The 24,264-nt window shown below is 62.4% G+C and carries 19 protein-coding genes; 9 read left to right on the top strand and 10 right to left on the bottom strand.

Annotated features, from left to right (window positions below; all coding sequences use genetic code 11):
- The first annotated feature begins 47 nt into the window (after positions 1-47).
- From GC162_02410 to GC162_02395, 4 genes are read left to right on the top strand one after another with little or no spacing between them, the layout of a single operon-like run.
- Positions 48-3,833: a hypothetical protein gene (locus GC162_02410; protein ID MBI1367487.1), complete on the top strand. Its 3,786-nt coding sequence runs from the start codon at positions 48-50 to the stop codon at positions 3,831-3,833.
- 24 nt (positions 3,834-3,857) lie between these two features.
- The gene (locus GC162_02405) at positions 3,858-6,962 is read left to right on the top strand and encodes a hypothetical protein (GenBank protein ID MBI1367486.1); all 3,105 of its coding nucleotides are present in this window, start codon (positions 3,858-3,860) and stop codon (positions 6,960-6,962) included.
- 38 nt (positions 6,963-7,000) lie between these two features.
- Complete coding sequence (locus tag GC162_02400) at positions 7,001-7,198, top strand: hypothetical protein (protein MBI1367485.1); 198 nt, start codon at positions 7,001-7,003, stop codon at positions 7,196-7,198.
- 10 nt (positions 7,199-7,208) lie between these two features.
- Positions 7,209-7,688: a hypothetical protein gene (locus GC162_02395; GenBank protein ID MBI1367484.1), complete on the top strand. Its 480-nt coding sequence runs from the start codon at positions 7,209-7,211 to the stop codon at positions 7,686-7,688.
- Here GC162_02395 and GC162_02390 read toward each other — a convergent pair.
- The 6 genes from GC162_02390 to amt form a co-directional block, all read right to left on the bottom strand.
- Positions 7,685-8,677 (bottom strand): prolyl oligopeptidase family serine peptidase, encoded by a 993-nt coding sequence (locus GC162_02390; GenBank protein MBI1367483.1) that lies wholly within the window; start codon positions 8,675-8,677, stop codon positions 7,685-7,687. The genes GC162_02395 and GC162_02390 overlap by 4 nt on opposite strands.
- Positions 8,674-9,690: a site-specific DNA-methyltransferase gene (locus tag GC162_02385; protein MBI1367482.1), complete on the bottom strand. Its 1,017-nt coding sequence runs from the start codon at positions 9,688-9,690 to the stop codon at positions 8,674-8,676. The genes GC162_02390 and GC162_02385 overlap by 4 nt, the downstream gene beginning before the upstream one ends.
- A 65-nt stretch (positions 9,691-9,755) precedes the next feature.
- The gene (locus GC162_02380; protein ID MBI1367481.1) at positions 9,756-10,499 is read right to left on the bottom strand and encodes a succinate dehydrogenase/fumarate reductase iron-sulfur subunit; all 744 of its coding nucleotides are present in this window, start codon (positions 10,497-10,499) and stop codon (positions 9,756-9,758) included.
- A complete protein-coding gene (locus GC162_02375; GenBank protein MBI1367480.1) occupies positions 10,499-12,313 on the bottom strand; it encodes a fumarate reductase/succinate dehydrogenase flavoprotein subunit in 1,815 nt (604 codons plus the stop codon). The genes GC162_02380 and GC162_02375 overlap by 1 nt, the downstream gene beginning before the upstream one ends.
- A 43-nt stretch (positions 12,314-12,356) precedes the next feature.
- A complete protein-coding gene (locus GC162_02370; GenBank protein MBI1367479.1) occupies positions 12,357-13,205 on the bottom strand; it encodes a succinate dehydrogenase in 849 nt (282 codons plus the stop codon).
- A gap of 152 nt (positions 13,206-13,357) precedes the next feature.
- Complete coding sequence (gene amt / locus GC162_02365) at positions 13,358-14,926, bottom strand: ammonium transporter (protein MBI1367478.1); 1,569 nt, start codon at positions 14,924-14,926, stop codon at positions 13,358-13,360.
- Positions 14,927-15,372: 446 nt separating this feature from the next.
- Here amt and GC162_02360 point away from each other — a divergent pair, with 446 nt between their 5' ends.
- Both GC162_02360 and GC162_02355 read left to right on the top strand, forming a co-directional pair.
- The gene (locus GC162_02360; GenBank protein ID MBI1367477.1) at positions 15,373-16,773 is read left to right on the top strand and encodes a sulfatase-like hydrolase/transferase; all 1,401 of its coding nucleotides are present in this window, start codon (positions 15,373-15,375) and stop codon (positions 16,771-16,773) included.
- Between the two features lie 30 nt (positions 16,774-16,803).
- Positions 16,804-18,294 (top strand): sulfatase-like hydrolase/transferase, encoded by a 1,491-nt coding sequence (locus GC162_02355; protein MBI1367476.1) that lies wholly within the window; start codon positions 16,804-16,806, stop codon positions 18,292-18,294.
- A 154-nt stretch (positions 18,295-18,448) separates the two neighbouring features.
- Here GC162_02355 and GC162_02350 read toward each other — a convergent pair whose 3' ends face one another.
- From GC162_02350 to GC162_02340, 3 genes are all read right to left on the bottom strand, one after another.
- Positions 18,449-18,910 carry a hypothetical protein gene (locus GC162_02350; GenBank protein MBI1367475.1) on the bottom strand — a complete coding sequence of 154 codons (462 nt, stop codon included), beginning with the start codon at positions 18,908-18,910 and terminating at the stop codon, positions 18,449-18,451.
- 203 nt (positions 18,911-19,113) lie between these two features.
- Positions 19,114-20,178, bottom strand: coding sequence for a hypothetical protein (locus GC162_02345; GenBank protein ID MBI1367474.1), 1,065 nt, complete (start codon positions 20,176-20,178; stop codon positions 19,114-19,116).
- A gap of 56 nt (positions 20,179-20,234) precedes the next feature.
- Complete coding sequence (locus GC162_02340; protein ID MBI1367473.1) at positions 20,235-20,525, bottom strand: hypothetical protein; 291 nt, start codon at positions 20,523-20,525, stop codon at positions 20,235-20,237.
- On the opposite strand from GC162_02340, the gene GC162_02335 reads away from it, so the two are divergent.
- The 3 genes from GC162_02335 to GC162_02325 are packed head-to-tail and all read left to right on the top strand — an operon-like array spanning position 20,514 to position 23,674.
- On the top strand, positions 20,514-21,569 hold the full coding sequence (locus GC162_02335) for a hypothetical protein (GenBank protein ID MBI1367472.1): 1,056 nt from the start codon (positions 20,514-20,516) through the stop codon (positions 21,567-21,569). The two genes, GC162_02340 and GC162_02335, sit on opposite strands and share 12 nt — an antisense overlap.
- Before the next feature lie 54 nt (positions 21,570-21,623).
- Positions 21,624-22,658: a hypothetical protein gene (locus GC162_02330; GenBank protein MBI1367471.1), complete on the top strand. Its 1,035-nt coding sequence runs from the start codon at positions 21,624-21,626 to the stop codon at positions 22,656-22,658.
- Positions 22,655-23,674: a hypothetical protein gene (locus GC162_02325; protein ID MBI1367470.1), complete on the top strand. Its 1,020-nt coding sequence runs from the start codon at positions 22,655-22,657 to the stop codon at positions 23,672-23,674. Before GC162_02330 ends, GC162_02325 begins: the two co-directional genes overlap by 4 nt.
- Here the strand turns inward: GC162_02325 and GC162_02320 are convergent.
- The gene (locus GC162_02320) at positions 23,634-24,263 is read right to left on the bottom strand and encodes a hypothetical protein (protein MBI1367469.1); all 630 of its coding nucleotides are present in this window, start codon (positions 24,261-24,263) and stop codon (positions 23,634-23,636) included. The genes GC162_02325 and GC162_02320 overlap by 41 nt on opposite strands.
- Position 24,264: the final 1 nt, after the last annotated feature.

The following is a 24,264-nucleotide window of genomic DNA, read 5'->3' as shown; positions in this document are numbered from 1 at the left end:
ATCCGTGTCGCCGCGCCGCGTGCGGCATCTGATTCAGGAATCGACCCATGGCCCTCATCACCCCCGTCACCACCGTCCTTCGCAAAGTGTTCGGCTCCCGCAACGACCGCATGGTCAAGTCGTACCGCCGCCGCGTCGAGTTCATCAACGCGCTGGAGCCGCAGATTCGCCCGCTCACCGACGAGCAGCTTCGCGACAAAGCCGCCGAGCTGCGCCGCCGCATCGCCGACGGCACGCCCGCCGCGGAGGTCATGTACGAGGCCTTCGCCGTGATGCGCGAATCGCTCGACCGCAACGTCGGCATCCGCAACATCTTCAACCCCGAGCACAAGTCCAAGTTCGACGTCGCGAAGCTGCCGTCGCATCTTCAGAGCGTCTACCGCAAGCTCGAAGAGCAGATCGCCGCGACGGCGCCCGGCAAGATCATCGGGCAGGTCGACGACGTCCCGCCGTTCCTTCAGGTGGACATTCCCGTCGAGTTGTACGAGGCGGTGCGCGAGCTGTACCCCGAGAGCCGGCCGTTCTTCCGCTGCCGTCCGTTCGATGTGCAGCTCATCGGCGGCATGGTGCTCTACGAAGGCAAGATCGCGGAAATGAAGACCGGCGAAGGCAAGACGATTGTCGCGCCGCTGGCGTGTTTCATGGCCGTCACCGAAGGGCTTCAGTGCCATGTCGTGACCGTCAACGACTACCTCGTGCAGCGCGACCGCGACTGGGTCTTCCCCGCGTTCTACCGGCTGGGCATCACCATCGGCGCGATCCATCCGTACCACGTCCTGCCCGAACATCTCAAAAAACAGATGTACGAATGCGACATCGTGTACGGCACCAACAGCGAATTCGGCTTCGACTACCTGCGCGATAACATGAAGCTCTCGCTCCGCGAGCAGGTCCAGCGCAAGCGCGACTTCTGCATCGTGGACGAAATCGACTCGATCCTCATCGACGAAGCCCGCACGCCGCTGATCATCTCCGGCCCGGCGCACGACGGGGCGCCGCAGTATGTCAAGGCCAACGAGGTCGCCGAGCGGCTCACCGCGCTGCAGCGCTCCGCCAACACGCAGACCACCTCGCGCATCCGCGCGGAGGGCTTCGTCAAGTCGTGCGTCCAGCCCGGCGTCCCCGCATCGCAGATCGAAAAGATCATCCACAAGTTCAAGGACCTGGGCCCCGACTACCTCGACGAGAAGGAAGCCGGCTACATCGGGCACACGCAGTATTACGTCGTCAAGCGCGAGCAGAAGCAGGCGAACATGACGCCGCTGGGCGTCGAGGAAGCGCAGAAGATCGTCGGCACGCGCTTCTACGTCGTCGGCAACGACATGGCGTGGGACCATCTGATCAATCAGGCGATCCGCGCGCACGCCATCTATGAAAAGGACCGCGAGTACGTCGTGCAGAACGGCGAGGTGATCATCGTCGACGAATTCACCGGCCGCCTCATGATCGGACGGCAGTGGTCCGACGGCCTGCACCAGGCGGTCGAAGCCAAGGAGTCCAGGCACGGCGTCAAGATCAAGCAGGAAACCCAGACGCTCGCCACCATCACCATCCAGAACTTCTTCAAGCTCTACAAGCGACTGGCCGGCATGACGGGCACGGCCGTCACCGAGTCGACGGAGTTCATGGAGATTTATGATCTGGACTGCGTGTGCATTCCGACGAACGTGCCGGTCGTGCGCGAGGATCGCGACGACCTGATTTATCTGACCGAAGGCGCGAAGTGGAAGGCGATCATCGAGGAAATCCGCGAGAAGGCCGAAGCCGGTCGCCCGGTGCTGGTGGGCACGACGAGCGTCGAGAAGTCGCAGATGCTTTCGGAATTGCTCACGAAGAAGTACGGGCTGGATCATGAAGTGCTCAACGCCAAGCAGCACGAGCGCGAGGCGCACATCGTCGAGAAGGCCGGTCAGCGTCACGTCGACAATCGCGGGCGGACGATCGGCAACGTGACGATCGCGACGAACATGGCCGGTCGCGGCACGGACATCAAATTGGCGAAGGAAGTGCGCGAAGCGGGGGGGCTGCACATTGTCGGCACGGAGCGGCACGAAGCCCGCCGCATCGATAATCAGCTTCGCGGCCGCGCCGGACGACAGGGCGACCCGGGCAGCTCGCGTTTCTTCATCTCGATGGAAGACGACCTGATGAAGATGTTCGCCGGCAAGAGCACGATGAAGGCGCTGTCGATGCTCGGCATGCAGGAGGATGACGCCATCGAGCATCGCTGGATCACCAAGTCCGTCGAGCGCGCCCAGCGCAAGGTCGAAGAGCGCAACTACGAAATCCGCAAGAATCTGCTCGAATACGACGAGGTCATGGAGTACCAGCGCAACACGTTCTACGCGACGCGCCAGGCGGTGCTCGAAGACCGGCGCATCCGGGCGCTGGTGCTCGAATACCTGTCCGAGTCGATCGACGATGCGGTCGCGAGTTACTACGCCCCCGACTATGTGCCGACGCAGGTCAGCGAAGCGGTGCGCGCGATTCTGAATGTGAGCATCAACCCGGCGAAACTGCGCGGCGAGAACATCGAAGACGTGCGCGGCCAGATTCTTTCGGACGCCAAGGCGGACGCGCGGCAGGACATCGAAATCAGCGTCGGCGAATTCATGAGCGACGACATCGACCCGGCCGACTGGGATCTGAAGGGGCTGAGCCAATGGGCGATGAGCCGCTTCAGCGTGGACCTGAAGATCAACAAGCTGCGCGAGTCGAACCCGAAGGAGGTCATGGACCACATGACCGAAGTCGCGCACGAGCTGATCGATCGCAAGCCGATGGATGCGCTTTCCAAGTTCTACGAATCGGACTACGCGGCGAGCGAGCTGGCGGCGTGGGCGCGCAACAAGTTCGGGCTCGAGCTGACGGTCGACGAGATCAAGCCCGGCCCCAGCGAACGGCTCATCGATGCCCAGAAGCGCGTGGCCGGGCTCATCCGCGAGCGCGCTTTCGAGGCCTATCGCCGGCGCGAGATCGATTATCCGATCAATTTCGTGCTCGAAATGGTCTTCTCCACCGCTCAGCAGGGAGCCGAAGGCACGGCCTGGGCGGCGGACCAGCTTTCGCGCTGGGCCAATCAGCGCTTCGATCTGGGCTGGTCGCCGGAGGTCGTCACGAAGATGAACGGCGAGCAGCTTCACCGTTCACTGCGCGAGGCGGGTGAAGCATGGCGCGGGCCCAAGATCGATGCGTGGCTGGACCAGACGCTCAACGGCCGACCCGATGACGGCACGGTCCGCCGGCGCGTGGCGGAGCGATGGGGCATCGAACTTGGTGAGGAGGACTTGGCTGCGGAAGATCGCAAGGAAATGCTGCGCGAGCGCGTGCTGACGATTTTGCGGCTGGAGCTGACGCAGCTCGAGCAGTACGTGCTGCTTCAGATTCTCGATCAGAACTGGAAGGACCATCTGTACGCGATGGACCAGCTCAAGGACGCCATCGGCCTGCGCGGATTTGCGGAAAAGGATCCGAAGATCGAGTACAAGGCCGAGGGTTCGCGCATGTTCCACGCCATGCTGCGCGGCATGCGTGACAAGGTCACTGACCTGATCTTTAAGGCGAAGCTGACGGCCAACGTGCAGATGCGCAGCGTGTACCACGATCAGAAAGCCGAGCACGAATCACCGGCATCGACGGGCGTCAGCGCCGCGGCGGCGGCGAGCGGCACGGACGAGCAGCGGGCGGACCTCGAAGCCGCCCGTCGCGCCGGCAGCGGCGATCGGCAGGTCACCGAAACGATCGTCAACACCGCCCCGCAGGTCGGCCGCAATGATCCGTGCCCCTGCGGCAGCGGCAAAAAATACAAAAAGTGCTGTGGCGCGAGTCTGTGACGCCGGGCAATAATCGCAGGTAAGATGGCGTTCCGTAAAAGACCGCAAAGGTTCACGGAGGTCATCATGCGCCGAGCGATTTGTGCCGTTTTTGTACTGGTATTCACTTGTGGCGCTTTCGCCGCCGACCCGGTCGGCCCGGGGTCGCGCGTCGTCTTCATCGGCAACACGCTTTTTGACCGTGCGCAGGACTTCGGCTACTTCGAGGCGCTGCTTCAGGAACGCTATGCCGGCAATCCGCTGATCGTCCGCACTCTGGCGTGGAGCGCGGATGAAGTATCGCTGCGCCCCCGGCCGGAGAATGTGCCGAGTCTTGAAGATTATTTGACAACCGAAAAGCCCGATGTGATCTTCGCCGCGTTCGGATTCAACGAATCCTTCAACGGGCCCGCCGGCGTCGAGGGATTCAAGCGCGATTTGGCGAAGTTCATTGATGACCTGCTCACGCACAAGTACAACGGCAAGACCCCGCCGCGCATCGTGCTCGTCTCGCCCATCGGGTTTGAGAACCTTGGCGCCCCGATGCCGGACGGTCACGAATCGATCGCCAATCAGAAGCTGTATGCACAGGCGATGGCGGAAGTCGCGAAAGACAAGGGTATCGATTTCGTCGACGTGCTCGCGCCGATGCTCGCGGCGATGCAGTCGGACAAGAAGGCGGGCCCGTTGACGATCAACGGCGTGCATCTCAACGATGCGGGGTATCAGCTTTTCGCCAGGCAACTTTATGCATCCTGTTTCCATGAAGACCCGCCGACGTTCAACGAATCGCTGCGACAGGCGATTCTCGACAAGAACGAAAAGTTCTTCCATCGCTACCGCACGCTCAACGACACCTACATTTACGGCGAGCGGAAGAATCCCTACGGCGTGGTGAATTTCCCGGGGGAATTCACCAAATGGGACCAGATGATCGCCAATCGCGACGCGCGCATCGCGGCGCTGGCCAAGGGCGAAACGGTGCCCGATAAGATCGATGACTCCAACACGCTTGTCCTCCCGGCGATCACGGGCGATCGGCCGATCAATGAATGGAAGAGCCCGGCGGATGAACTTAAATCGTTCCGGATCGATCCGCGCTTCCAGGTGAATTGCTTCGCGTCGGAAGAGGACTTTCCCGAGCTGGCGTGCCCTATTCAGATGCGATGGGACGCGCGCGGGCGGCTGTGGGTGTCGTGCTCGACGAGCTATCCGCAGGCCGTGCCGGGGCAGGAGCAGGACGACAAGATCATCATCCTCGAAGACACCGACGGCGACGGCAAGGCGGACAAATGCACGACCTGGGCGGACAAGCTGCACATCCCGCTGAGTTTCGAGTTCGGTAACGGCGGCGTGTACGTGTCGGATCAGCCGCACATGATGTTTCTCAAGGACACGGACGGCGACGGCAAGGCGGACACGCGCGAGCGGATTCTGACGGGGTTCGGGACGAGCGACTCGCATCATGCATTGCACGATTTTGCATGGAGCCCGGACGGCGATCTGATTTTCCGCGAATCGATCTTTCTGTATTCGCAGATCGAAACGCCGTACGGTCCGGTGCGGGTGCACGATTCGAGCTTCTTCCGATTCCGCCCCGCGACGCAGCAGCTTGTCCCGTTCGGCGAGTATCGCAGCACGAATCCGTGGGGGATCACGTTCGACAAGTGGGGCTTTCATGTGGGCAGTCACCCGGTGTTCGCGGAGGCGGTGCATGTGCGCAATCCGCCGTACCCGCAGCTTCATGTGCCCGTCGGCAACTACATTCCGGCGTACAGCGGCACGTGCGGACAGGAGTTCATCTACTCGCGCCAGTGGCCGGAGGAATTGCAGGGCAGCTATGTGCGCGTGCGGTACAAGCCGACGCAGACGATCGAGCTTCAGGCCTGGAACGAGATGGACTCGCACTATGAGGAGAAGAAGATCGGGGAGCTGATCGCATCGAGCGATCTGGCGTTCATCCCGGTCGACGTCCGGTTCGGGCCGCGCGGGGATTTGTACATCTGCGACTGGTACAACCCGGTCAAGGGTCACGCGCAGTACTCGCTGCGCGATACTCGGCGGGACAAGAAGTCGGGGCGCATCTGGCGGGTCGTCGCCAAGGATCGCCCGCTGGTCGACGCGCCGAAGATCGCCGGGGAGCCGATCGAGAAGCTGCTGGATCTGCTCAAGACCTATGAGTACCGCACGCGCTACACGGTGCGCGCGGAACTGCGCGAGCGCGATCCGGCTCTGGTCAAAGCGGCGCTTGACAAGTGGGTCGCGCAGCTTGATGGGAGCGATCCGGAAGTGGATCACCATCGGATGGAGGCGATCTGGATGTACCGGGGAATTCGCGCGGTCAACGGTCCGCTGCTGGTGCAATTGCTCAATTGCAAGGATCATCACGCCCGCGCCGCGGCCACGGCGCAGCTCGCCTTCTGGCATGACCAAGTCGACCCCGATGCGAAACTGCTCGCCAGGTGCGCTGACGACGAGAACGGTCTGGTGCGGCTCGAAGCGGCGATGGCGGCAAGCTGGTACGGATCGAAGGACGCGATCGCGGCGGCACTGAAGATGCTCGATCATCCGATGGATAACTACACGACGCTGGCGCTGCGCGAGACGCTCGATGCGCTCAAGCCGATCTGGCAGCCCGACCCGGCGTTTCAGGCGGCCAACCATCACCTGATTCACTTCATGCTCGCCAGCGGCCCGAAGAAGGCCAACACGATCAATACGACGTTGCCCGCCGCGACCGTCCGCGCCAACGAGAAATTCGACAAGCTCAATCCGCAGGTGGTCACAATCAGGACGGTGCCCGAGAAATTGCTTTACGACACGACGGAGTTTCACATCAAAGCGGGCAAGCCCGTGAAGATCGTCTTGGTGAATCCGGACGCGACGGCCCACAACCTTGTCATCTGCGCTCCGGGCAGCGAAATGAAAGTCGGCATGGCGGGCAACGAGATGGCCAAGAACGACGAAGGGATGAAGAAGAGTTTCATTCCCGAAATGAAGGAAGTGCTCTGGTCGATGCCGCTGGTCAACCCGGGCGAGACGTTCGAGCTGCGCATCCACGCCCCGAAGGAACCGGGGTCGTATCCGTACATCTGCACGTTCCCGGGACACTGGCTGGTGATGAAGGGCGTGATGATCGTGGAGAAGTAGCGATGTTTGGGCGCGATCCGGGCCGATATAATGGAATGATGAACGAGCCGGTCGATCCGAGATTGGTGCAGTGGATGCGCGACCGCAATCACTTTGCGGAGCAGAACGCGAACGGCGTGGACTTGTCGTTGATCCGGGCCAATCTCAAGCTCACGCCATTAGAACGGCTCCAGCGCAATTACGATCAGCGTCTTGCCACACTCCGGATGCAGCGGCATGCCCAGCGAATCGGCTGACAATTCCACGGTGCGTCTGCTTCGGGTATTTGCGCGGCATGGTGTGGAGATCATGATTGTCGACGGGCAGGCGGAAGTGCTTTTCGGCAGTCCGCGCCTGACTTACGACGTCGATCTGTGTTACCGACGGACGGACGAGAATCTGAAACGTCTGGCCGGTGCGCTTCGGGAAATCGGCGTGACGCTGCGTGACGCGCCGCCTGATCTACCTTTCATGATCGACGCACGGACGCTGGCGATGGGGTCCAACTTCACATTCAACACGCCGATGGATCCATTGGACCTGCTCGGCTGGATCGAGCCCATCGGCGATTATGATGCGCTTCTGGCTCACTCAGAGACATGGCAACTGAGCGGCATGAACGTACGAACGATTGGTCTTGACGATTTGATTCGAGTCAAAGAGCACATCGCTCGGGCGAAGGATTCCGAGTCGCTTCACCAACTGCGTGCGATTCGTGAAATACGTAGACACGCCGAAGGCGGTTAGCGCGAGGCGATGACCTGGTCGAAGAAGAGCAGGGCGGGGGCGGGGTCGCCTTTGTGACCGCCGTCGTTGAGGGTGATGCGGACGGGGCCGGCGGTGCGGCGGAAGAGGATTTTGGCGCGGCGATTGGGTTCGTCTTGGCCGCGCCATTGCAGCGGCGGCGGGACCTTTCGATCGTCGCGCATCGTGGCGATCTGGTCATCGGGGATGACCGCTTCGGGGTGACCATTGAGTTTGGCGAGCAGGTTGAAGGCGCGCATGGACTGCGAGACGGGGACGGAGCCGGTGTGTCCGTCCTGAATGCCGGTGTTGATGTCGATGGGCAGGCCGCGCACGGCGGGGTTGTCGAGCAGGACGATCGGCGAGCGTTTGCGATACTCTGCATCGACGGCGGGGGAAGCGCCGGGCGCGCCGCCGGTCACGGCTTCGAGGTTTTTCCAGTAATTGTTGTGCAACTTTTGTGATTGCTCGTGCCACGCGGCGAGGTCGGCGATCGGAACCCATGCCGACGCGGCAGCGAAAGTCTTCGGCGCCCGCGCGGCCATGACGAGCGTCATGTGCCCGCCGCCGGAGGCCCCGTAGATGAAGATGCGCGTCGGGTCGATCTTCGCATGCGCCTGCACATACGCGATGCCATCGAGAATATCCTGCACCGCAAGGTCGGATGCACACGCTTCGGGTTTGACGTTGGGCCCGCGGAAGTCGGGCATGAGCATCGCCCAGTGCCGCTCGATCGCATGGGGCAACATACCCGACGTGTCATCAGACTCCTGCTTGTAATTGCCCGACCACGAGTGCAGCACGACGACGAGCGGCACGGGCTTTTCATTCGACTCGGGCGGCAGATACAGCCGGGCGAGTTGCGAGGAGTGATCGAGCGAGGAGGTGAAGCGAATCGTCGGAAAATCAGTTTCGGCCCCGAGGGCGCGGCTCGTCGTGAGGACAAGCAGGGACAGACAACATGCGATCAGAACGGGGCGGGGTTGCTTCATGATTGTTTGGATCGGCGGCGGCGCCCGGTCTTGGGTGAACGGTGCGGCTCGGCCTTCTTCTTGGGTTGGCCGATGACGATGCCTTTGTCGAAAAGCGTGGTCTGCATGGTCTGTCCGGTTTCGCTCACATGCTCGATGCGCTCCGTCGCCTTGCGGGCGTAGTCAGCGGACATCTCGGTGCCGAGCCAGCGGCGACCGAGGCGCGCGGCGACGGCGAGCGTGGTGCCCGAACCCGTGAAGGGATCGAAGACGATGTCGCCTTCGTTGGAGCTGACTTTGATGATGCGTTCGAGCAGCGATTCGGGAAGCTGGCAGGGATGCCACCCGACGCGCTCCTTGAAGGTTCCGCACAATCGGGAGAGGTACCACGTGTCGCCATCGGGGTCGAAAAACCACGGCGCATTGTCGGCCGGGGCGCCGTCGATGGCCTCCTGCGGGCGGAGGTACCAGGTATCGTCGGGGAGTTTGCCGCCGGGATTGGCGCGGGCGTCGCCGTAGGTCGTCTGCCGGGCGGAGGGGACGGCGACGATTTCGCGGTTGAAGGTGAATGGGAGCGTCGCCTTCTTGCCGATGCCGCCGCTGACTTTGAAGTTCTTTTTGTCGAAAGCCGCGGAGCCCACGCAGTAGAACAGATGCGCATGCGAACGGTTGAACTTCGCCTTGCAGTTCTGCCCGAACGTGTAATGCCAGATGATCCAGTTGCGGAACACAAGCTTGTGCGCCCGCTCCAGCTCCTTCAGATGCACGCGCGTTTCGGCGGCGTACTCGTCGCCGATGAGCACGAACATCGACCCGGTCGGCTTGAGCAGGTCCGCGCAGGCGTCGATCCAGTTCATCGTCCAGTCGATGTACTCGCGATCATCGCGGCGGTCTTCGTATTCGTCGTACTTGTAGCCGATGTTGTAGGGCGGATCGGCGAAGATCAGATCGACTGACTCCCGGGGCCAGGCGTGCATCGTCTGAATGCAATCGCCGACGGCGATGGTGTTGGTGGGAATCTTCGGGGTGGGCATCGGGGGATTGTAGTCGAAAAGGGAAGCACGCCGCGAGCGGCGCCGCTAAACAGGGCGATTCGTCACTATTTGGGTTTGAAAATTCTGAAGAGGCGCGTGAGGGGATCGTAATACTCGTCGACGACACGCTCCTTCAGGGGGATGATGGCGTTGTCGGTGATGGTGATGTGTTCGGGGCAGACCTTGGTGCAGCACTTGGTGATGTTGCAGTAGCCGATGTTGCCGTCGTCCTTGAGCTGTTCGAGGCGGTCTTCGGTGTCGAGCGGGTGCATTTCGAGGGCGGCGGAGTAGACGAAGAAGCGGGGGCCGTAGAATCCGTCGTGCTTGTGATGGTCGCGGAGAACGTGACACACGTCCTGACAAAGGAAGCACTCGATGCACTTGCGGAATTCCTGCACGCGGTCGATGTCCGCCTGCTGCATGTTCCACGAACCGTCGGCATTGTCGGGTTTGCGCGGCTTGAACTTCTTGATGCGCATCTTCACTTCGTAGTTCCACGACACGTCCGTCACCAGATCGCGAATCTGCGGAAAGGCCTTCATCGGCTCGATGCTGATCGGCGCATCAGCGGGCAGATCGCTGATGCGGGTCATGCACATGAGGCGCGGCATGCCATTGACTTCCGCGCTGCACGAGCCGCATTTGCCGGCTTTGCAGTTCCATCGGCAGGCCAGGTCCGGCGCGGACTCGGCCTGAATCTGATGCACGGCGTCGAGCACGACCATGCCCTCGCCGATCTCGGTGGTGTATTCCTTGAACTGGCTGGACTCGCCGGTCCCGCGCCAGATGCGGAAAGTGCGCTGAGCCATTATTTGAACTCCTCGATGATGTCCGCCAGTTCCTTGGGCAGCGGTTTGGTCGCCACATGTTCGACGCTCATGGAGCCGTCGGGCGCCTTGCGGCAGATCGCATTAACCTTGCCATATTCTGCGGATTTGTCGGGAAAATCGTTGCGTGTATGAGCGCCGCGGGATTCCTTGCGGAGCAGGGCCGACCGGGCCGCCGCTTCGGAAACCGTCATCAGATTGCGAAGATCCATGGCCGTGTGCCAACCGGGATTGTAATCGCGGTTGATCTCCGCTCCGGCCTTGTCGGCGCGGGCCTTGAGCTTGGCCAGTTCGTCGATCGCCTGATTGAGTTCACCTTCCTCGCGGACGATGCCGACCTTGTCCTGCATCATTGTTTGCAGATCACTTTGAATGGCGAAGGGGTTCTCGCCATTGGATCCGCGGTCGAAGGGTTCGAGCGCCCATTTTGCGGCGGCTTCGACCTGATCGTTGTTGATCGAGCCGGCGGAATGGTCCTTGGCGAATTTGGCGGCGTACTCGCCGGCGCGTTTGCCGAAGACGACGAGGTCGGAGAGCGAATTGCCGCCGAGGCGGTTGGCCCCGTGCAGACCAGCGGCGCATTCGCCGGCGGCGAAGAGCCCGGGCACGGTGGACATCTGCGTGTCGCCGTCGACGCGGATGCCGCCCATGGCGTAGTGCGTCGTCGGGCCGACTTCCATGGGCTCTTTGGTGATGTCGACGCCGGCCAGTTCCTTGAACTGGTGATACATGCTCGGGAGCTTCTTTTTGATGTGCTCTTCGGAATTGCCGATCTTTTCCTTGATCCATGCGATATCGAGGAAGACGCCGCCGTGCGGTGAGCCGCGGCCGGCTTTGACTTCCTTGACGATCTTGCGGGCGACGTGGTCACGCGTCAGCAGTTCCGGCGGGCGCTTGGCGTTCTTGTCGCCGGTCACGTAGCGCCAGCCTTCTTCGGGGTCGGTGGCGACCTGATTGGCGTAGAGCGGCGGGATGTCGTCGAACATGAAGCGTTTGCCTTCTTTGTTCTTCAAGATGCCGCCTTCGCCGCGCACGCCTTCGGTGACGAGAATCCCGCGCACGCTCGGGGGCCACACCATGCCCGTCGGGTGAAACTGAATGAACTCCATATCCAGCAGATCGGCCCCGGCGTGATAGGCCAGCGCGTGACCGTCGCCGGTGTATTCCCAGCTATTGGAGGTGATTTTGAACGCCCGTCCGAATCCGCCGGTTGCGAGGACGATCGCCTTGCACTTGAACAGGTGGAACCGCCCGTGCTCGCGCTCGTAGGCGAGTGCGCCGACGACTCGGTTGCCGTCTTTGAGCAGCTCGACGACGGTGACTTCCATGTGGACGCTGACGCCCTGATGGATGCCGTGATCCTGGAGCGTGCGGATCATTTCCAGGCCCGTGCGGTCGCCGACGTGGGCGAGACGGGGGTAGGCGTGCCCGCCGAAGTTGCGTTGGAGGATGCGGCCTTCCTTGGTGCGGTCGAACACGGTGCCCCATGCTTCCAGCTCGCGCACGCGATCGGGTGCTTCTTTGGCGTGAAGCTCCGCCATGCGCCAGTTGTTGAGGTACTGTCCGCCGCGCATCGTGTCGGCGAAGTGGACGCGCCAGTTGTCGCGCGAATCGACGTTGGCCATCGCCGCCGCCATGCCGCCTTCAGCCATGACGGTGTGCGCCTTGCCGAGGAGCGATTTGCAGATGAGCCCGACGCTGACGCCTTGGGCCGACGCCTCGATCGCGGCGCGGAGTCCCGCGCCGCCGGCGCCGATGACGATCACGTCGTATTCATGGGTCTTGTATTCAGACATCGAAGATCTCGCAAAGGACGCGCCGTTCGTTGAGCGGCGGTTATTAAAAGAGTCGAAGATCGTGCCATGTGCCCATCGCGCACATGCGGACGTAGAAGTCGGTGAAGCCCACCCAGAAAAGACTCATCCACGCAAAGAGCATGTGCTTGCGGTTGAGGCAGGACACGCAGTCATAGGCCTTTTTGCCCATCGGTGCGGTGGTCACGCGATCCTTGCGCCCGCCGATGAGGTGACGCAGGGAGTGACAGCCGAAGGTGTATCCGCCGAGGAGGATGGGGTTGATGATGAGTACGAGCGTGCCGATGCCGAAGCCGAATTTGAGCTGCCCGGCTTCGTGCGCCGCGGCGTAGGTGACGCCCTCCGGCGGGAACCACATCGCTGTCCATGCGTCGAAGGCCAGCAGGAAGATGAAGATGACCGCCAGGTAGAGGAAGTAGCGGTGAATGTTCTGAATGATGAGCGGGAATGTGCGCTCGCCCCAGTAGCTCTTGCGCGGCTCGCCGACGGCGCAACTGATCGGGTCGGCCCAGAAGGCCTTATAGTACGCGCCGCGGTAGTAGTAGCAGGTGAAACGGAAACCGCCCGGGGCCCAGAGGATCAGAAACGCCGGCGTGAGCGGGAGGCCGATCTTCAGGAACTCGGGCCAGGCGCCGAACCATGCGTGCCCCGTCGGCACAAGCTGGCCAGCCCCCTCCCAAAGCAGCGGCGAGTACATCGGCGACAGGTACGGCCCGAAGGCGTAGTTGACGCCTTGAAAGGCGGCCCATGTCGAGTAGACGATGAACGCCATCAGACCCAGAAACGTCAGCAGCGACGGGAGCCACCAGGCCCCTTTGCGCATCGTCTGGCCGAAGCTGCGCTGCTGCGGGAGGGAGATCGGTGTGCGGGACATTTGCGAACACTCCGCCAAGTGGGAAAAGGTCTTTACTGTAGACAAGGTACATGCTTTTTGCCAGTTGGAAAAGACCGGCGGCGCAACGAAAGGGCCCGCGCCATGGCGGCACGGGCCCGTGAGATTGACAAGTCGATCAAGCGGTCAAGCGGTTACAGGGCGATCGGGGTTTCCGAGGCCTTGTCCAGCGTCACGCCGCAGTAGCCATTGACGCCCATCTCCGGCAGGTCCAGTCCGTCGGCCTCGACATGGGCCGGGACGCGATGCCCGCAGATCGCCTCGATGACCCAGAAGACGACGAACGTCGCGATGCCCAGGTAGATGGTGCACGAGACGAGCCCGACGATCTCGGCCATGAGCTGACTGCCATCGCCGTAGAACAGTCCCTTGACCGTTCCCGCCACGCCGTTCCATCCATCGCCGTAAGTCCCGTCGGAGAAGAGGCCCAGCGCGATGCAGCCCCATGCGCCGCAGGCGCCATGCACGCTGACCGCGCCGACGGGGTCGTCGATCTTGAGCGTACGCTCAAAGAAGAAGACGGACTCGACGACGAGGATGCCGGCGACGATGCCGATGATGCATGCGCTCATGGAATTGACGAAGGCGCACGGGGCGGTGATGGCGACGAGACCGGCGAGCATGCCGTTGCAGGACATGGTCGGATCGGGCTTGGAGCCGCGCACGAACCAGACCCAGAGGGTCGCCATCATCGCGCCGGTCGCGCCGGCGAGCATGGTGTTGACGGCGACGACGGCGATACGCAGGTCGGTGCCGGCGAGGGTCGAGCCGGGGTTGAACCCGAACCAACCGAAGGCGAGGATGAACGTGCCGATGACCGCCATGGGCACGTTGTGCGCCGGCAGCACGTTGACGGTTCCGTCCTTGTTGTACTTACCGAGGCGCGGCCCGACCCACCACGCCGCGATCAGCGCGATGACGCCGCCCTGAAAGTGAACCACCGACGAACCGGCGAAATCGACCATGCCGTGTCCGAGTCCGAACACCGAGCCCATCTGCGCTAACCATCCCCCGCCCCAGACCCAGCAGCCGTACACCGGATAAAGCACCGTGCCGATCGCCACGCCGTAGAGCATGAACGCCGAGAACTTCCATCGCTCGGCCGCGCCGCCGGTCGGGATCGTCGCCGTCGTGTCCATGAACACCATCTGGAACAGGAACAGCGTGAACACGCTCACGTCGTACACCGACGGCCCCAGGCAAAAGCCCTTCCATCCGAGAATGTTCAGGTCCGAGCCGAAGAGGTGAATCGTGACGGCGTGATCGAGCGTGCCGATGCCGCCGCCGAGGGCGCCCAGACTGCCGACGCCGCCGAACATGAAGGCGAACCCGCACACATAGAACCCGAGCATGCCCAATGGGTAAATCATCAGGTTCATCGCCATCGTGTGCGCGACGTTCTTGGCGCGGCACAGGCCCGACTCGACCATGGCGAAACCGGCCTGCATGAACATGACGAGGAAGCCGGTGATGAGCGTCCAGACGATGTTGATCGAGATGACGTTCTTGCCGACGCGGTCGCCGATCTCCTCGAGCGTCGGATGCCCGGCGGTCTTGGCGGCGACGTTGGAGATGTCGCCGATGTTCGCACCGGTCGGATCGGGAACGACCGCCGCCGGAGCCGCGGGCGGCGCTTCGGTCGCCGCCGGTGCGGGCGTCGGCGCCGCCGGTTCGTCGGCGTAGGCGACAACGCCAAGGCCCATGATGACAAGCAGACAACCTACCCACGCAAATCGCGCGCGCATAGACAGCTCCTTCACGAGTGAAATAGGATGGACCAGAGTGCGCACCCTCATCAGGGCCCGCTGCGATCTCTACTCACAAAGATCGTGCCACTCACTGACGCGCGCCTAACATGAGGATGGTCATGCCGTTGACGTCAATGTCACGAATCGCGCGCGATCGCGCGTTTTGTGAGCAGCGCATCCGGCGGAGGCACAAGTTGTCTAGTTACTAGGCAAAGCGAGTTCGTTTGCATGGATTATTTATCGAAATTGCCGAATTTTGGTGCATGAAACGAGATTGATGCGACGTTCTGGTAACATCCGCCGAGTCTATTGATGGAGTCCGATCAGTGATAAAACGATCGATTGTCGGTCTGCTGGTGGTGCTGTTGGTCGGTTCATTATTGTTGGGGCCGCGCGCGGCGATGGCGGACGATGCGGGGCGGACGCCCAACGTGATCGTCATCTTCATCGACGACATGGGTTACGCCGACATCGGACCCTTCGGCTGCAAGGACTATCCGACGCCGAACATCGACCGCATGGCCAAAGAGGGCCGTGTGTTCACGGATTTCCAGGTCGCTCAGGCCGTGTGCTCGGCGAGCCGCGCGGCTCTGATGACCGGCTGTTACTCCAACCGCGTCTCGATCCTCGGCGCCCTCGGGCCGCAGGTCAACTACGGCATCAGCGATGAGGAAGTCACCATCGCCCAGATCTGCAAGCAGAAGAACTACGCCACCGCCGCCTTCGGCAAGTGGCACCTCGGGCATCACCCCAAGTTCCTGCCGGTCAATCATGGGTTCGATGAGTACTTCGGTCTGCCGTACTCCAACGACATGTGGCCCTTCGACTATGACCACAATCGGGTGACCAAGGGGTTCAAATCGAATTACCCGACGCTGCCGCTCATTGAGAACGATCACGTTGCCGATCCGGACATCACGCCGGAGAAACAACCGATGCTCACGACTTGGTACACCGAGCATGCGGTGAGCTTCATCGATCGCAACAAGGACAAGCCGTTCTTTTTGTATCTGCCGCACTCGATGGTGCACGTGCCGCTGTTCGTGTCGGACAAGTTCAAGGGCAAGAGCGGGGCGGGGCTCTTCGGCGACGTGATGATGGAAGTCGACTGGTCGGTCGGGCAGGTGCTCGATGCGGTGCGGCGCAACGGGCTGGAGAAGAACACGCTGGTCATCTTCACCGCCGACAACGGCCCGTGGCTCAACTTCGGCAATCACGCGGGCAAAACCGGCGGACTGCGCGAAGGCAAGGGCACGATGTTCGAAGGCGGCTCGCGCAACGCGACGATCATGTGGCAGCCCGGCACCGTCCCTGCCGGAACCAAGTGCGACACGATGGCCATGACCATCGACATCCTCCCCACCGTCGCGCATCTCATCGGCGCCAAACTCCCCGATCACAAAATCGACGGCCTGAACATCTGGCCCCTCATCACCGGCGAATCCGACAAGAGCCCGCATGAGGCGTATTTCATGTACTACGGCCAGAAACTCGAAGCCGTCCGCACTGAACGCTGGAAACTGCACCTGCCGCACGACTATCGCCATTACATCATGGACAAGGTCGGGCACGATGGTCACCCGGGTCCGTACGGCAGCGGTCACATCGACTTCGCGCTCTACGACATGGATAACGACGTCAATGAGACGACCGACGTCAAGGATCAGCATCCCGATGTGGTCGCACATCTGAAGGAATTGGCCGACGAGATGCGCAAGGATCTCGGCGACGCCGGCAAGCCGGGGCCGGGCATCCGCAAACATGGCGTGCTCGAACCCGGTGACAAAAAACTCGAATGGTGAAGCCGCTTGCGGCTTAGCAGGACATCTCTCATGAAATGCTGTCTCTTCGCCCTGGCGCTGGGCGCTCTGTCATTCATCACGACGAACTTCGTCAATGCCGCAGACAAGCCCAACATTGTCTACATCTACGGCGACGATGTGGGCTACGGCGACCTGAGCTGTCAGGGCGCGACGAAGGTCAAGACGCCGAATCTCGATAAGCTTGCGGCGGCGGGGCTTCGCTTCGTCGACGCGCACGCCGCTGCGGCGACCTGCACGCCGTCGCGCTATGCGCTGCTGACGGGGCAATATGCCTGGCGCGAGAAGGGGACGCACATTCTGCCCGGCGACGCCCCGGCGATCATTCGGCCCGGCCGCGTCACGCTGCCTTCGACGCTCAAGCAGGCCGGCTACGCCACCGCCGCCGTCGGCAAGTGGCATCTGGGCCTGGGCAATCCGGGCATGGACTGGAACGGCAAGATCGCGCCGGGCCCGCTCGAGATCGGCTTCGACTACTGCTTCCTCATCCCGGCGACCGGCGACCGCGTGCCCTGCGTCTTCGTCGAAGATCACAGCGTCGTCGGCCTCGACCCCAAGGACCCGATCACCGTCAGCTATCAGCACAAGGTCGGCGACGATCCGACGGGCAAAGACCACCCCGAGATGCTCAAGTACAAGTACAGCCATGGTCACGATGCCACGATCGTCAATGGCATCAGCCGCATCGGCTTCATGACGGGCGGTAACAGCGCCCGATGGGTCGACGAGAAGTTTCCCGAGACGCTGACCAGCAAAGCCATCGCGTTCATGGAAAAGCACAAAAACGAGCCGTTTTTCCTGTATTTCGCCACCCAGGACATTCACGTCCCGCGCATGCCCAACAAGCAGTTCGCCGGCTCAAGCGAATGCGGCATCCGCGGCGACGTGATCCAGCAGCTCGACTGGCAGGCGGGGCGGATCATGGACGCCATCGACCGGCTCGGCCTCACCGACAACACGATCGTGATCTTCTCGTCCGACAACGGCCCGGTCATCGACGATGGCTACGCCGATGGGGCGGTCAAGGATTTGAACGGTCACGAAGCAGCCGGTCCGCTGCGCGGCGGCAAGTACGACATTCACGAAGGCGGCACGCGCGTGCCGTTCATTCTCCGCTGGCCCGCCAAGGTCAAGCCAGGCGTCAGCGAGGCGATGATCTGCCAGATCGATCTGCTGGCGTCCTTCGCCGCGATGAATGAAGTGACGCTGCCCAAGGACGCCGCCCCCGACAGCTTCGACATCCGCCCCGCGCTTTTCGGTGAGGACAAGACCGGGCGCGACACGCTCGTCGAACAGGCGGGCAACCTCGCGCTTCGCCGCGGGACATGGAAGTTCATCGAGGCCGGCCGCAAGGGCAAGGCCAAGGGCGAGCTTTACGATCTGGGCAACGATCTGGCGGAGAAGAAGAACGTCATCGACGAGCACCCCGAAGTCGCCAGCGACCTGTCCGCCCGCCTTGACCAGATCAAAGCCGCGGGCCATACCCGTCCCGGCGCCGAGTGATTGGTTTCACTTCTCCCCCCGGGGAGAGGTCGGCCCGCGCAGCGGGCCGGGTGAAGGTGCGTTCAAATACTGACCGGTTTCGATTTGGAGCGCGCTCGAAGTTGCAGCCACCCCTTACCCCGGCCCTCTCCCGGCGGGAGAGGGAGTGGGAAGTTCACCCCGCGCTGCGGTTGATGCGATTTTCGGCCCGGCGCTGCTTGAAGAAATCGCGCAACAGACCGCGGCATTGCGGGGCCAGCACGCCGCAAATGACTTCAGGGCGATGGTTGAGCCGGCGGTCGTCGCAGATTTGGTACAGCGATTCGACGGCCCCGGCCTTGGGGTCGCTCGCGCCGTAGATGAGCCGGCCGACGCGGGCGTTGACGATCGCGCCGGCGCACATCGTGCATGGCTCGAGCGTGACGGCGAGGGAGCATTCGTTAAGCCGCCATTCGCCCAGCACGCGGGCCGCCTGACGCAGCGCGAGAATCTCGGCGTGGGCCGTCGGGTCGGTATGGGATTCACGCAGATTGTGCGCCTCGGCGAGAATCTCCTCGCCCCGGTAGATCACCGCGCCGACGGGCACTTCGTCGACGACGACGGCGTCCTTGGCCAGTTCGATCGCGCGCTGCATCATGCGCTCGTCCAGCGGCGTGGCGTGAATGCGCGTCTTGGTCGGCGTGGGGGTCAGAACCTGCATCGCCATCCTCCAGAGGCGGCCAACGAAACTGCGCGGCCGATCACAGCAGGGATCGACGCGTTCGCTCTTCATCGGCTTGCGGCTCATTTGGGAACACCCCTCAAGCACATTCGCATTATCGGCCGGCCCCGCGACGGTTATCAGCCCTCATCCGCATCGTCAGCGCCTTCGACCGCCGCGCGCTTCTGCGTGTACTTGACCAGCACCAGCCCGAACTCGTAGAGCAGATACATCGGCACCGCGAGACCGACCTGCGAAAGCACATCCGGCGGGGTAAGCACGGCCGCGATGATCAGAATGACCACGATCAGATACGGCCGCGCCGCCGACATCTGCTGATGCGTCAGGATCCCGATGTACCCCAGCCCGAGCATGATCAAGGGCGTCTGGAACGCCAACGCGAACGCCAGCGCTAAGAGCATCACGAAAGTGACATACGTCTCAAGCTGAATCAGCGGGGTCATGAACTTGTTGGTGCGCAGGTTCGCTTCATAGATGCGATCCCCGCCATAGATGCGCAGCACGTTCTCGGGCAGTTTGACCCACGCCTGTCCGATCTCCGGGTGGTCCGGGTTCGCGAGCACGATGGGGATATGCATCTGGGCGAGCTTGTCGGGCGTGACCATCGTCTCGTCGCTGGGGGGGAGGGTGAACTTTTCGACAGCGTTGGGTTCGAGACTTGGCAAGTCGAAACCCAGCGAGAAGTTGATGAGGAAATAGAGCATGAACGGCAGGAGGATGAAATACATGAACGAGACGCCGGTCAGCGTCAGCGCGGTCGAGCCGGGCACGAGGTAGTAGACGAACCGGCGCTCGCGGGGGTAGAGGCCCGGGGCGATGAATTTCCAGAGGTGGTAGAAGAACCAGGGGATGCCGATGATGAACCCGCAGATGAAGCTGACGCGGATGTAGACGGAAAAGGCGCTGGTGACGGAGGGGTTGATGACTTGGGCGGGGAGGCCCTGGGCCTGAAGGGCGATGAGCAGGGGGCGGCAGAGGAAGGAGACGACCTGCTTGCCGAACATGAGCATGATGGCGCTGGCGACGAGTGGGCCGACGATCCCGATGATGATGCGATAGCGCAGCTCCTCGAGATGGTCGCCCAGACTCATGCGTACGTCATCGGGGTGCGTTTGCGCCATGGCGGTAATGATAGCGGGATAGGACGGCTTGTGTAGAGACGGGGAATGGGGCGGGCGGAGCATGAAAAAACCCCGCAGCGGAGAGCGCGGGGTTGTTCAAAGCATCATGCGACAGGGGCTTAGCGCCGGCTTGTCGCGGCGGAGCGGCCGTGCTTGGCGCTGGCTCGAGCGGGCTTGGCCTTGGAGGACTTGGGATCCTCGCCGTCGCGGACCTTGGCGACCTGAAGGCGCTGGACATGCTCGGAGGCGTACCAGATGCCCTTGCTGTACGGTCGGTGCGCGGCCCGGATGCAGACGAAGCCCATGCCTTCTTCCTGCTTGATCGCGCAGACCTTGCCCTTGAAATCGCCGGTAATCGGGGCGACCGTGTCTCCCTTGCCGATAGTTAAACCGTTGACATCGCAAACCATATAGCAAAATCTCCAGGTTGTTCTGTATCGGTGTCACAAAAAGCGGTTGCGACACGTGATGAGCTTTTGATTATAGGCAGCCCGGGGGACGATGGCCAGTTTTTGGGCTTGATAACCGCTTGCCGAGCCATCATTGTCTATCATCGCATAGATCAGGAGTTCGCCGTGCCCACGGGAGACAAGCAACACCGCCGCAAGCGCCGCCGGGCCGCCGTGCGGCATGCGCTCTTCACCCGCGCCCCGATCCGCCTGTCGCGCGGCCTGTTGAGCCGGGTCAAACCCGGACGCGACTTCGCACTCAACGAGCGCGTCATCCAACTGCCCGATCTGACGGATGAACTGTGCGGCCTGCGGATCGCCCATCTGTCCGACCCACACGTCGGGGAACTGGTCACGCCCGCTCACCTGCCCCCGATTGTCCAGGCCGCCAACGGGCTCCGCGCCGACCTTATCGCCGTGACCGGCGATTTCATCGACTTTTCCAACGACTATCTGCCCGCCGTGATCGAGGCGATGCGCCAACTGACCGCGCCGTTGGGCGTATGGTTCGTGCTCGGCAACCACGACTACCTCGACGACGGCGACGCGGTCAAGGCGGCGTTCCGACAGGCCGAACTGAACCTGCTCATCAACGAAGCCGTGACGGTCCCACATAATGAAAAGACCATCGCCGTCGGCGGCATCGACTGGTCGGAGAAGCCGACGACGCTCGCGCGGGATGTGCGCAAGACCGCCCGGCAGATGAACGGCGCCGACCTGTCCATTCTGCTCGCCCATCATCCCCACGCCTTCGACGCCGCCCAGCGCCGCGGCATCGACCTGACCCTCTCGGGTCACACGCACGGCGGACAGGTCCTCTTCTCCGACCGACGCGGCCGAAAGGGCTCGATCGGCCCCGCCACCGTCGGCTTCCGCTACGTCCGCGGACTCTACGCCCGAGGCGACAGCCGCCTCTTCGTCTCCAGCGGCGTCGGCTCCTGGTTCCCCTTCCGCTTCAAATGCCCCGCCGAAATCACGCTCCTCGAATTGCAGTCGGCTCTCTGAAAAGTTGTCGGTCATGCCGTGCGAACCGCCGAATTTCCGCCGCGTAGAAAAAGCATGGCACGTCACCGGGGATTCACGCTGACGGATTTGGTTGCGGTGTTGGCGGTGGCGGCGGTGATGTTCGCATTGTTGTCGCCGTTTCATCCCGTCTTACGTTCGGTTTCCCGGCGCGAAATCTGCCAGTTGCATCTGTCGAGTTTGTACAAGGCGATGTACACCTACTCGATCACTGACGAGAAGCAGCGGTTTCCGATGGTCGGGTCGGAGGCGATTCCGCCGCGCGCGATCGGGTTCAGGGAAGGCGATCGACGCACCGGCAAGGGTGCGACGCTCGACGGCAACGCCACCGCGTCGCTATGGCTGTTGATTCGTAACGGCTCGACCGCGACGAAGGAAATGGTCTGTCCGTCTACGATGGACATGCCCGACGAAATGATGGACCGTTTCGACAACACGCACGACTTTCTCGCCCGTAAGAATCTTTCGTTCTCGATGATGAACATGTATCACGTCGCGACGGGTTGGCAGTGGTCGGCGGATGTGAAGCCGGATTGGGTGCTGATGGCGGACAATAACGCCAATGACCACCCTGACCGACACCGCTCGGACTTCAATGATCGCGGCGACGCGGATCGAATGGCCCAGCTCGAAAACAGCCCCAATCACAGGGGAGAAGGGCAGAATTTTCTTTTCGGCGATGGGCATGTCAGCTTTGAAATGGATCCGTTCGTCGGCCCGGATCATGACAATGTGTTCGCATTGACCGTTGGCGGACTGGATGCGCCGCCGGACCTTTCCGATGATGCGGGCGACGCGGCGCGCGATCGCAAGATCGCCAAATCGGATGTCATGCTGATCCCGCTCAGCGGTAACGGCGGCGGGGCGGGAAGTCTGTCGGGTCACGTCATGGACGTTCAGTTCGTTCCTTACAAGCCCGACGAGCCGGATCATCAACTTGACTGGTTCGTGGCGAGTGCGCTGGGGATCGGATGCCTGATCTGGGTCGTACGTCGCCAGCGAGCTGCATCACCATCGTCAACCGCTGCTGCGGATGGACCCACGCCTCCCACATCGGAGCATCACTCATGACACATCACCGGGGATTCACGCTGGTCGATCTGGTGGTGTTGTTCGTCGTTCTGACGCTGCTGTTTGCGATTTTTGCGCCGATGGGTTGCGGTGCCCGCGAGGTGGCCAATCGCACGGTGTGCAGCACGAATCTTTCGGGGATTTACAAGGCGGCGTACACCTATTCGATTACCGATCGCGGGGAGCACTTTCCGATCGCCGGTTCAGGCGCGGCGGGGTCGCGCGTCGTCGGGTTTCGAGAAGGCGATCGCGCGACGGGCAAGGGGGCGATGCTCGAAGGGAACGCCACCGCGTCGTTGTGGATGCTCGTGCGCAACGGGGCGACCAGCGAAACGCAGTTTGTCTGCAATTCGAGCGACGACCAAGCCGACATCTTCACGCAGCCCCTGAAAAACACGCAAGACTTTTCCGAGCGTCGGAATCTGTCGTATTCGATGATGAACATGTACCACAAGGCGACGGGGGCGCAGTGGTCAGCGGATGTGAAGCCGGATTGGGTGCTGCTCGCGGACAACAACGCCAGCGATCACGCTGATCGCCATCGCGTCGACTATGCGGATCGCAACCATCAGGATCGCATGGCCGAAGTCGAAAACAGCCCGAACCACGGCGGAGAAGGGCAGAACATTCTCTTCGGTGATGGTCACGCGTCTTTCGAGCAGCACCCGTTTGTCGGCAAGCACAACGACAACGTCTTCGCCATGACTTTCGCCGGGCGCGATGCGCCGCCGGAACTGGGCAACGACGCCGGCGACGCGGCGACGGACCGAAATGTCACAGCCGTCGATTCCGTGCTCCTGCCCGTCAGCGGCAACGGCGGCGGGGCCGGCAGTCTTTCGGGCCTGCCCATGGACGTGATCTATCGCGACCGCACAAAAGAGCAATTCGACCGCGCCGCCAGCGCCTACATCGGCACCTTTATTCTCGCCGGCTGCATCGTCTGGATCTACAACCGTTGGCCAAAGGCGGGGAGACTTAAGTCTCGCCGCCTCCGTGAGCCGGCTTCTTCGGCGTGAACAGCGAACGAATCAGAATCATGACAATCCCCACCAGCAGATAGGCGTCGGCGGCGTTGAAGAGCCATGGGTAGATGTCGCTGGTGTGGGAGTTGGGCCAGCGCCAGCCGAAGGGGAGCATCACGCCGGGCAGGAGCCAGAACATGTCGCGCACGGCGGCGTACATCAGCCGGTCGTAAAGATTGCCCAGCGCCCCGGCGAGGATGAGGGCCAGGGCGATGTGGACGAAGGATTGGTCGGCGGTGGTAGTCGAGAAGAAGTAGCCGACGACGCCGAGGGCGATGAAGGTCGCGAGGATGAAGAACCATCGCTGGCCCTGCGCCATGCCGAAGACGGCTCCCTGATTGAGCGTGAGTTTGATCGCCAGCACCCCCGGCACGATCGCGGCGGATTTATCGGGGATGCCTTCGCGGCCGGCGAGGACGGCGGGGATGTCCACGCCATCGGGCGGGAAAACTTCAAACGCCCAGTGCTTGATGCCCAGATCGATCGCCAATGCGGCGACGCAGACGAGGACGAAGAGCGCGACGGCGCCGGGGTGCAGGTGCGCGGGTTTGAGGGGGGCGGGGTCGTGGGCCTGATCGGACATG

It is taken from the genome of Planctomycetota bacterium, assembly GCA_016125255.1.
GTDB lineage: Bacteria > Planctomycetota > Phycisphaerae > Phycisphaerales > Zrk34 > RI-421.
This window is presented reverse-complemented; position numbering and strand designations above follow the sequence as displayed.

Coding starts and splice junctions, on each gene's coding strand:
- GC162_02380 (MBI1367481.1), bottom strand. CDS start 10,499: ATGGCTCAGCGCACTTTCCGCATCTGGCGCGGGACCGGCGAGTCCAGC.
- GC162_02350 (MBI1367475.1), bottom strand. CDS start 18,910: ATGATGCAGCGCGCGATCGAACTGGCCAAGGACGCCGTCGTCGTCGAC.
- GC162_02410 (MBI1367487.1), top strand. CDS start 48: ATGGCCCTCATCACCCCCGTCACCACCGTCCTTCGCAAAGTGTTCGGC.
- GC162_02320 (MBI1367469.1), bottom strand. CDS start 24,263: ATGTCCGATCAGGCCCACGACCCCGCCCCCCTCAAACCCGCGCACCTG.
- GC162_02390 (MBI1367483.1), bottom strand. CDS start 8,677: ATGAAGCAACCCCGCCCCGTTCTGATCGCATGTTGTCTGTCCCTGCTT.
- GC162_02345 (MBI1367474.1), bottom strand. CDS start 20,178: ATGCTCCGCCCGCCCCATTCCCCGTCTCTACACAAGCCGTCCTATCCC.
- GC162_02375 (MBI1367480.1), bottom strand. CDS start 12,313: ATGTCTGAATACAAGACCCATGAATACGACGTGATCGTCATCGGCGCC.
- GC162_02325 (MBI1367470.1), top strand. CDS start 22,655: ATGACACATCACCGGGGATTCACGCTGGTCGATCTGGTGGTGTTGTTC.
- amt (MBI1367478.1), bottom strand. CDS start 14,926: ATGGGCCTTGGCGTTGTCGCCTACGCCGACGAACCGGCGGCGCCGACG.
- GC162_02330 (MBI1367471.1), top strand. CDS start 21,624: ATGGCACGTCACCGGGGATTCACGCTGACGGATTTGGTTGCGGTGTTG.
- GC162_02385 (MBI1367482.1), bottom strand. CDS start 9,690: ATGCCCACCCCGAAGATTCCCACCAACACCATCGCCGTCGGCGATTGC.
- GC162_02370 (MBI1367479.1), bottom strand. CDS start 13,205: ATGTCCCGCACACCGATCTCCCTCCCGCAGCAGCGCAGCTTCGGCCAG.
- GC162_02400 (MBI1367485.1), top strand. CDS start 7,001: ATGAACGAGCCGGTCGATCCGAGATTGGTGCAGTGGATGCGCGACCGC.
- GC162_02405 (MBI1367486.1), top strand. CDS start 3,858: ATGGCGTTCCGTAAAAGACCGCAAAGGTTCACGGAGGTCATCATGCGC.
- GC162_02340 (MBI1367473.1), bottom strand. CDS start 20,525: ATGGTTTGCGATGTCAACGGTTTAACTATCGGCAAGGGAGACACGGTC.
- GC162_02360 (MBI1367477.1), top strand. CDS start 15,373: ATGGCGGACGATGCGGGGCGGACGCCCAACGTGATCGTCATCTTCATC.
- GC162_02355 (MBI1367476.1), top strand. CDS start 16,804: ATGAAATGCTGTCTCTTCGCCCTGGCGCTGGGCGCTCTGTCATTCATC.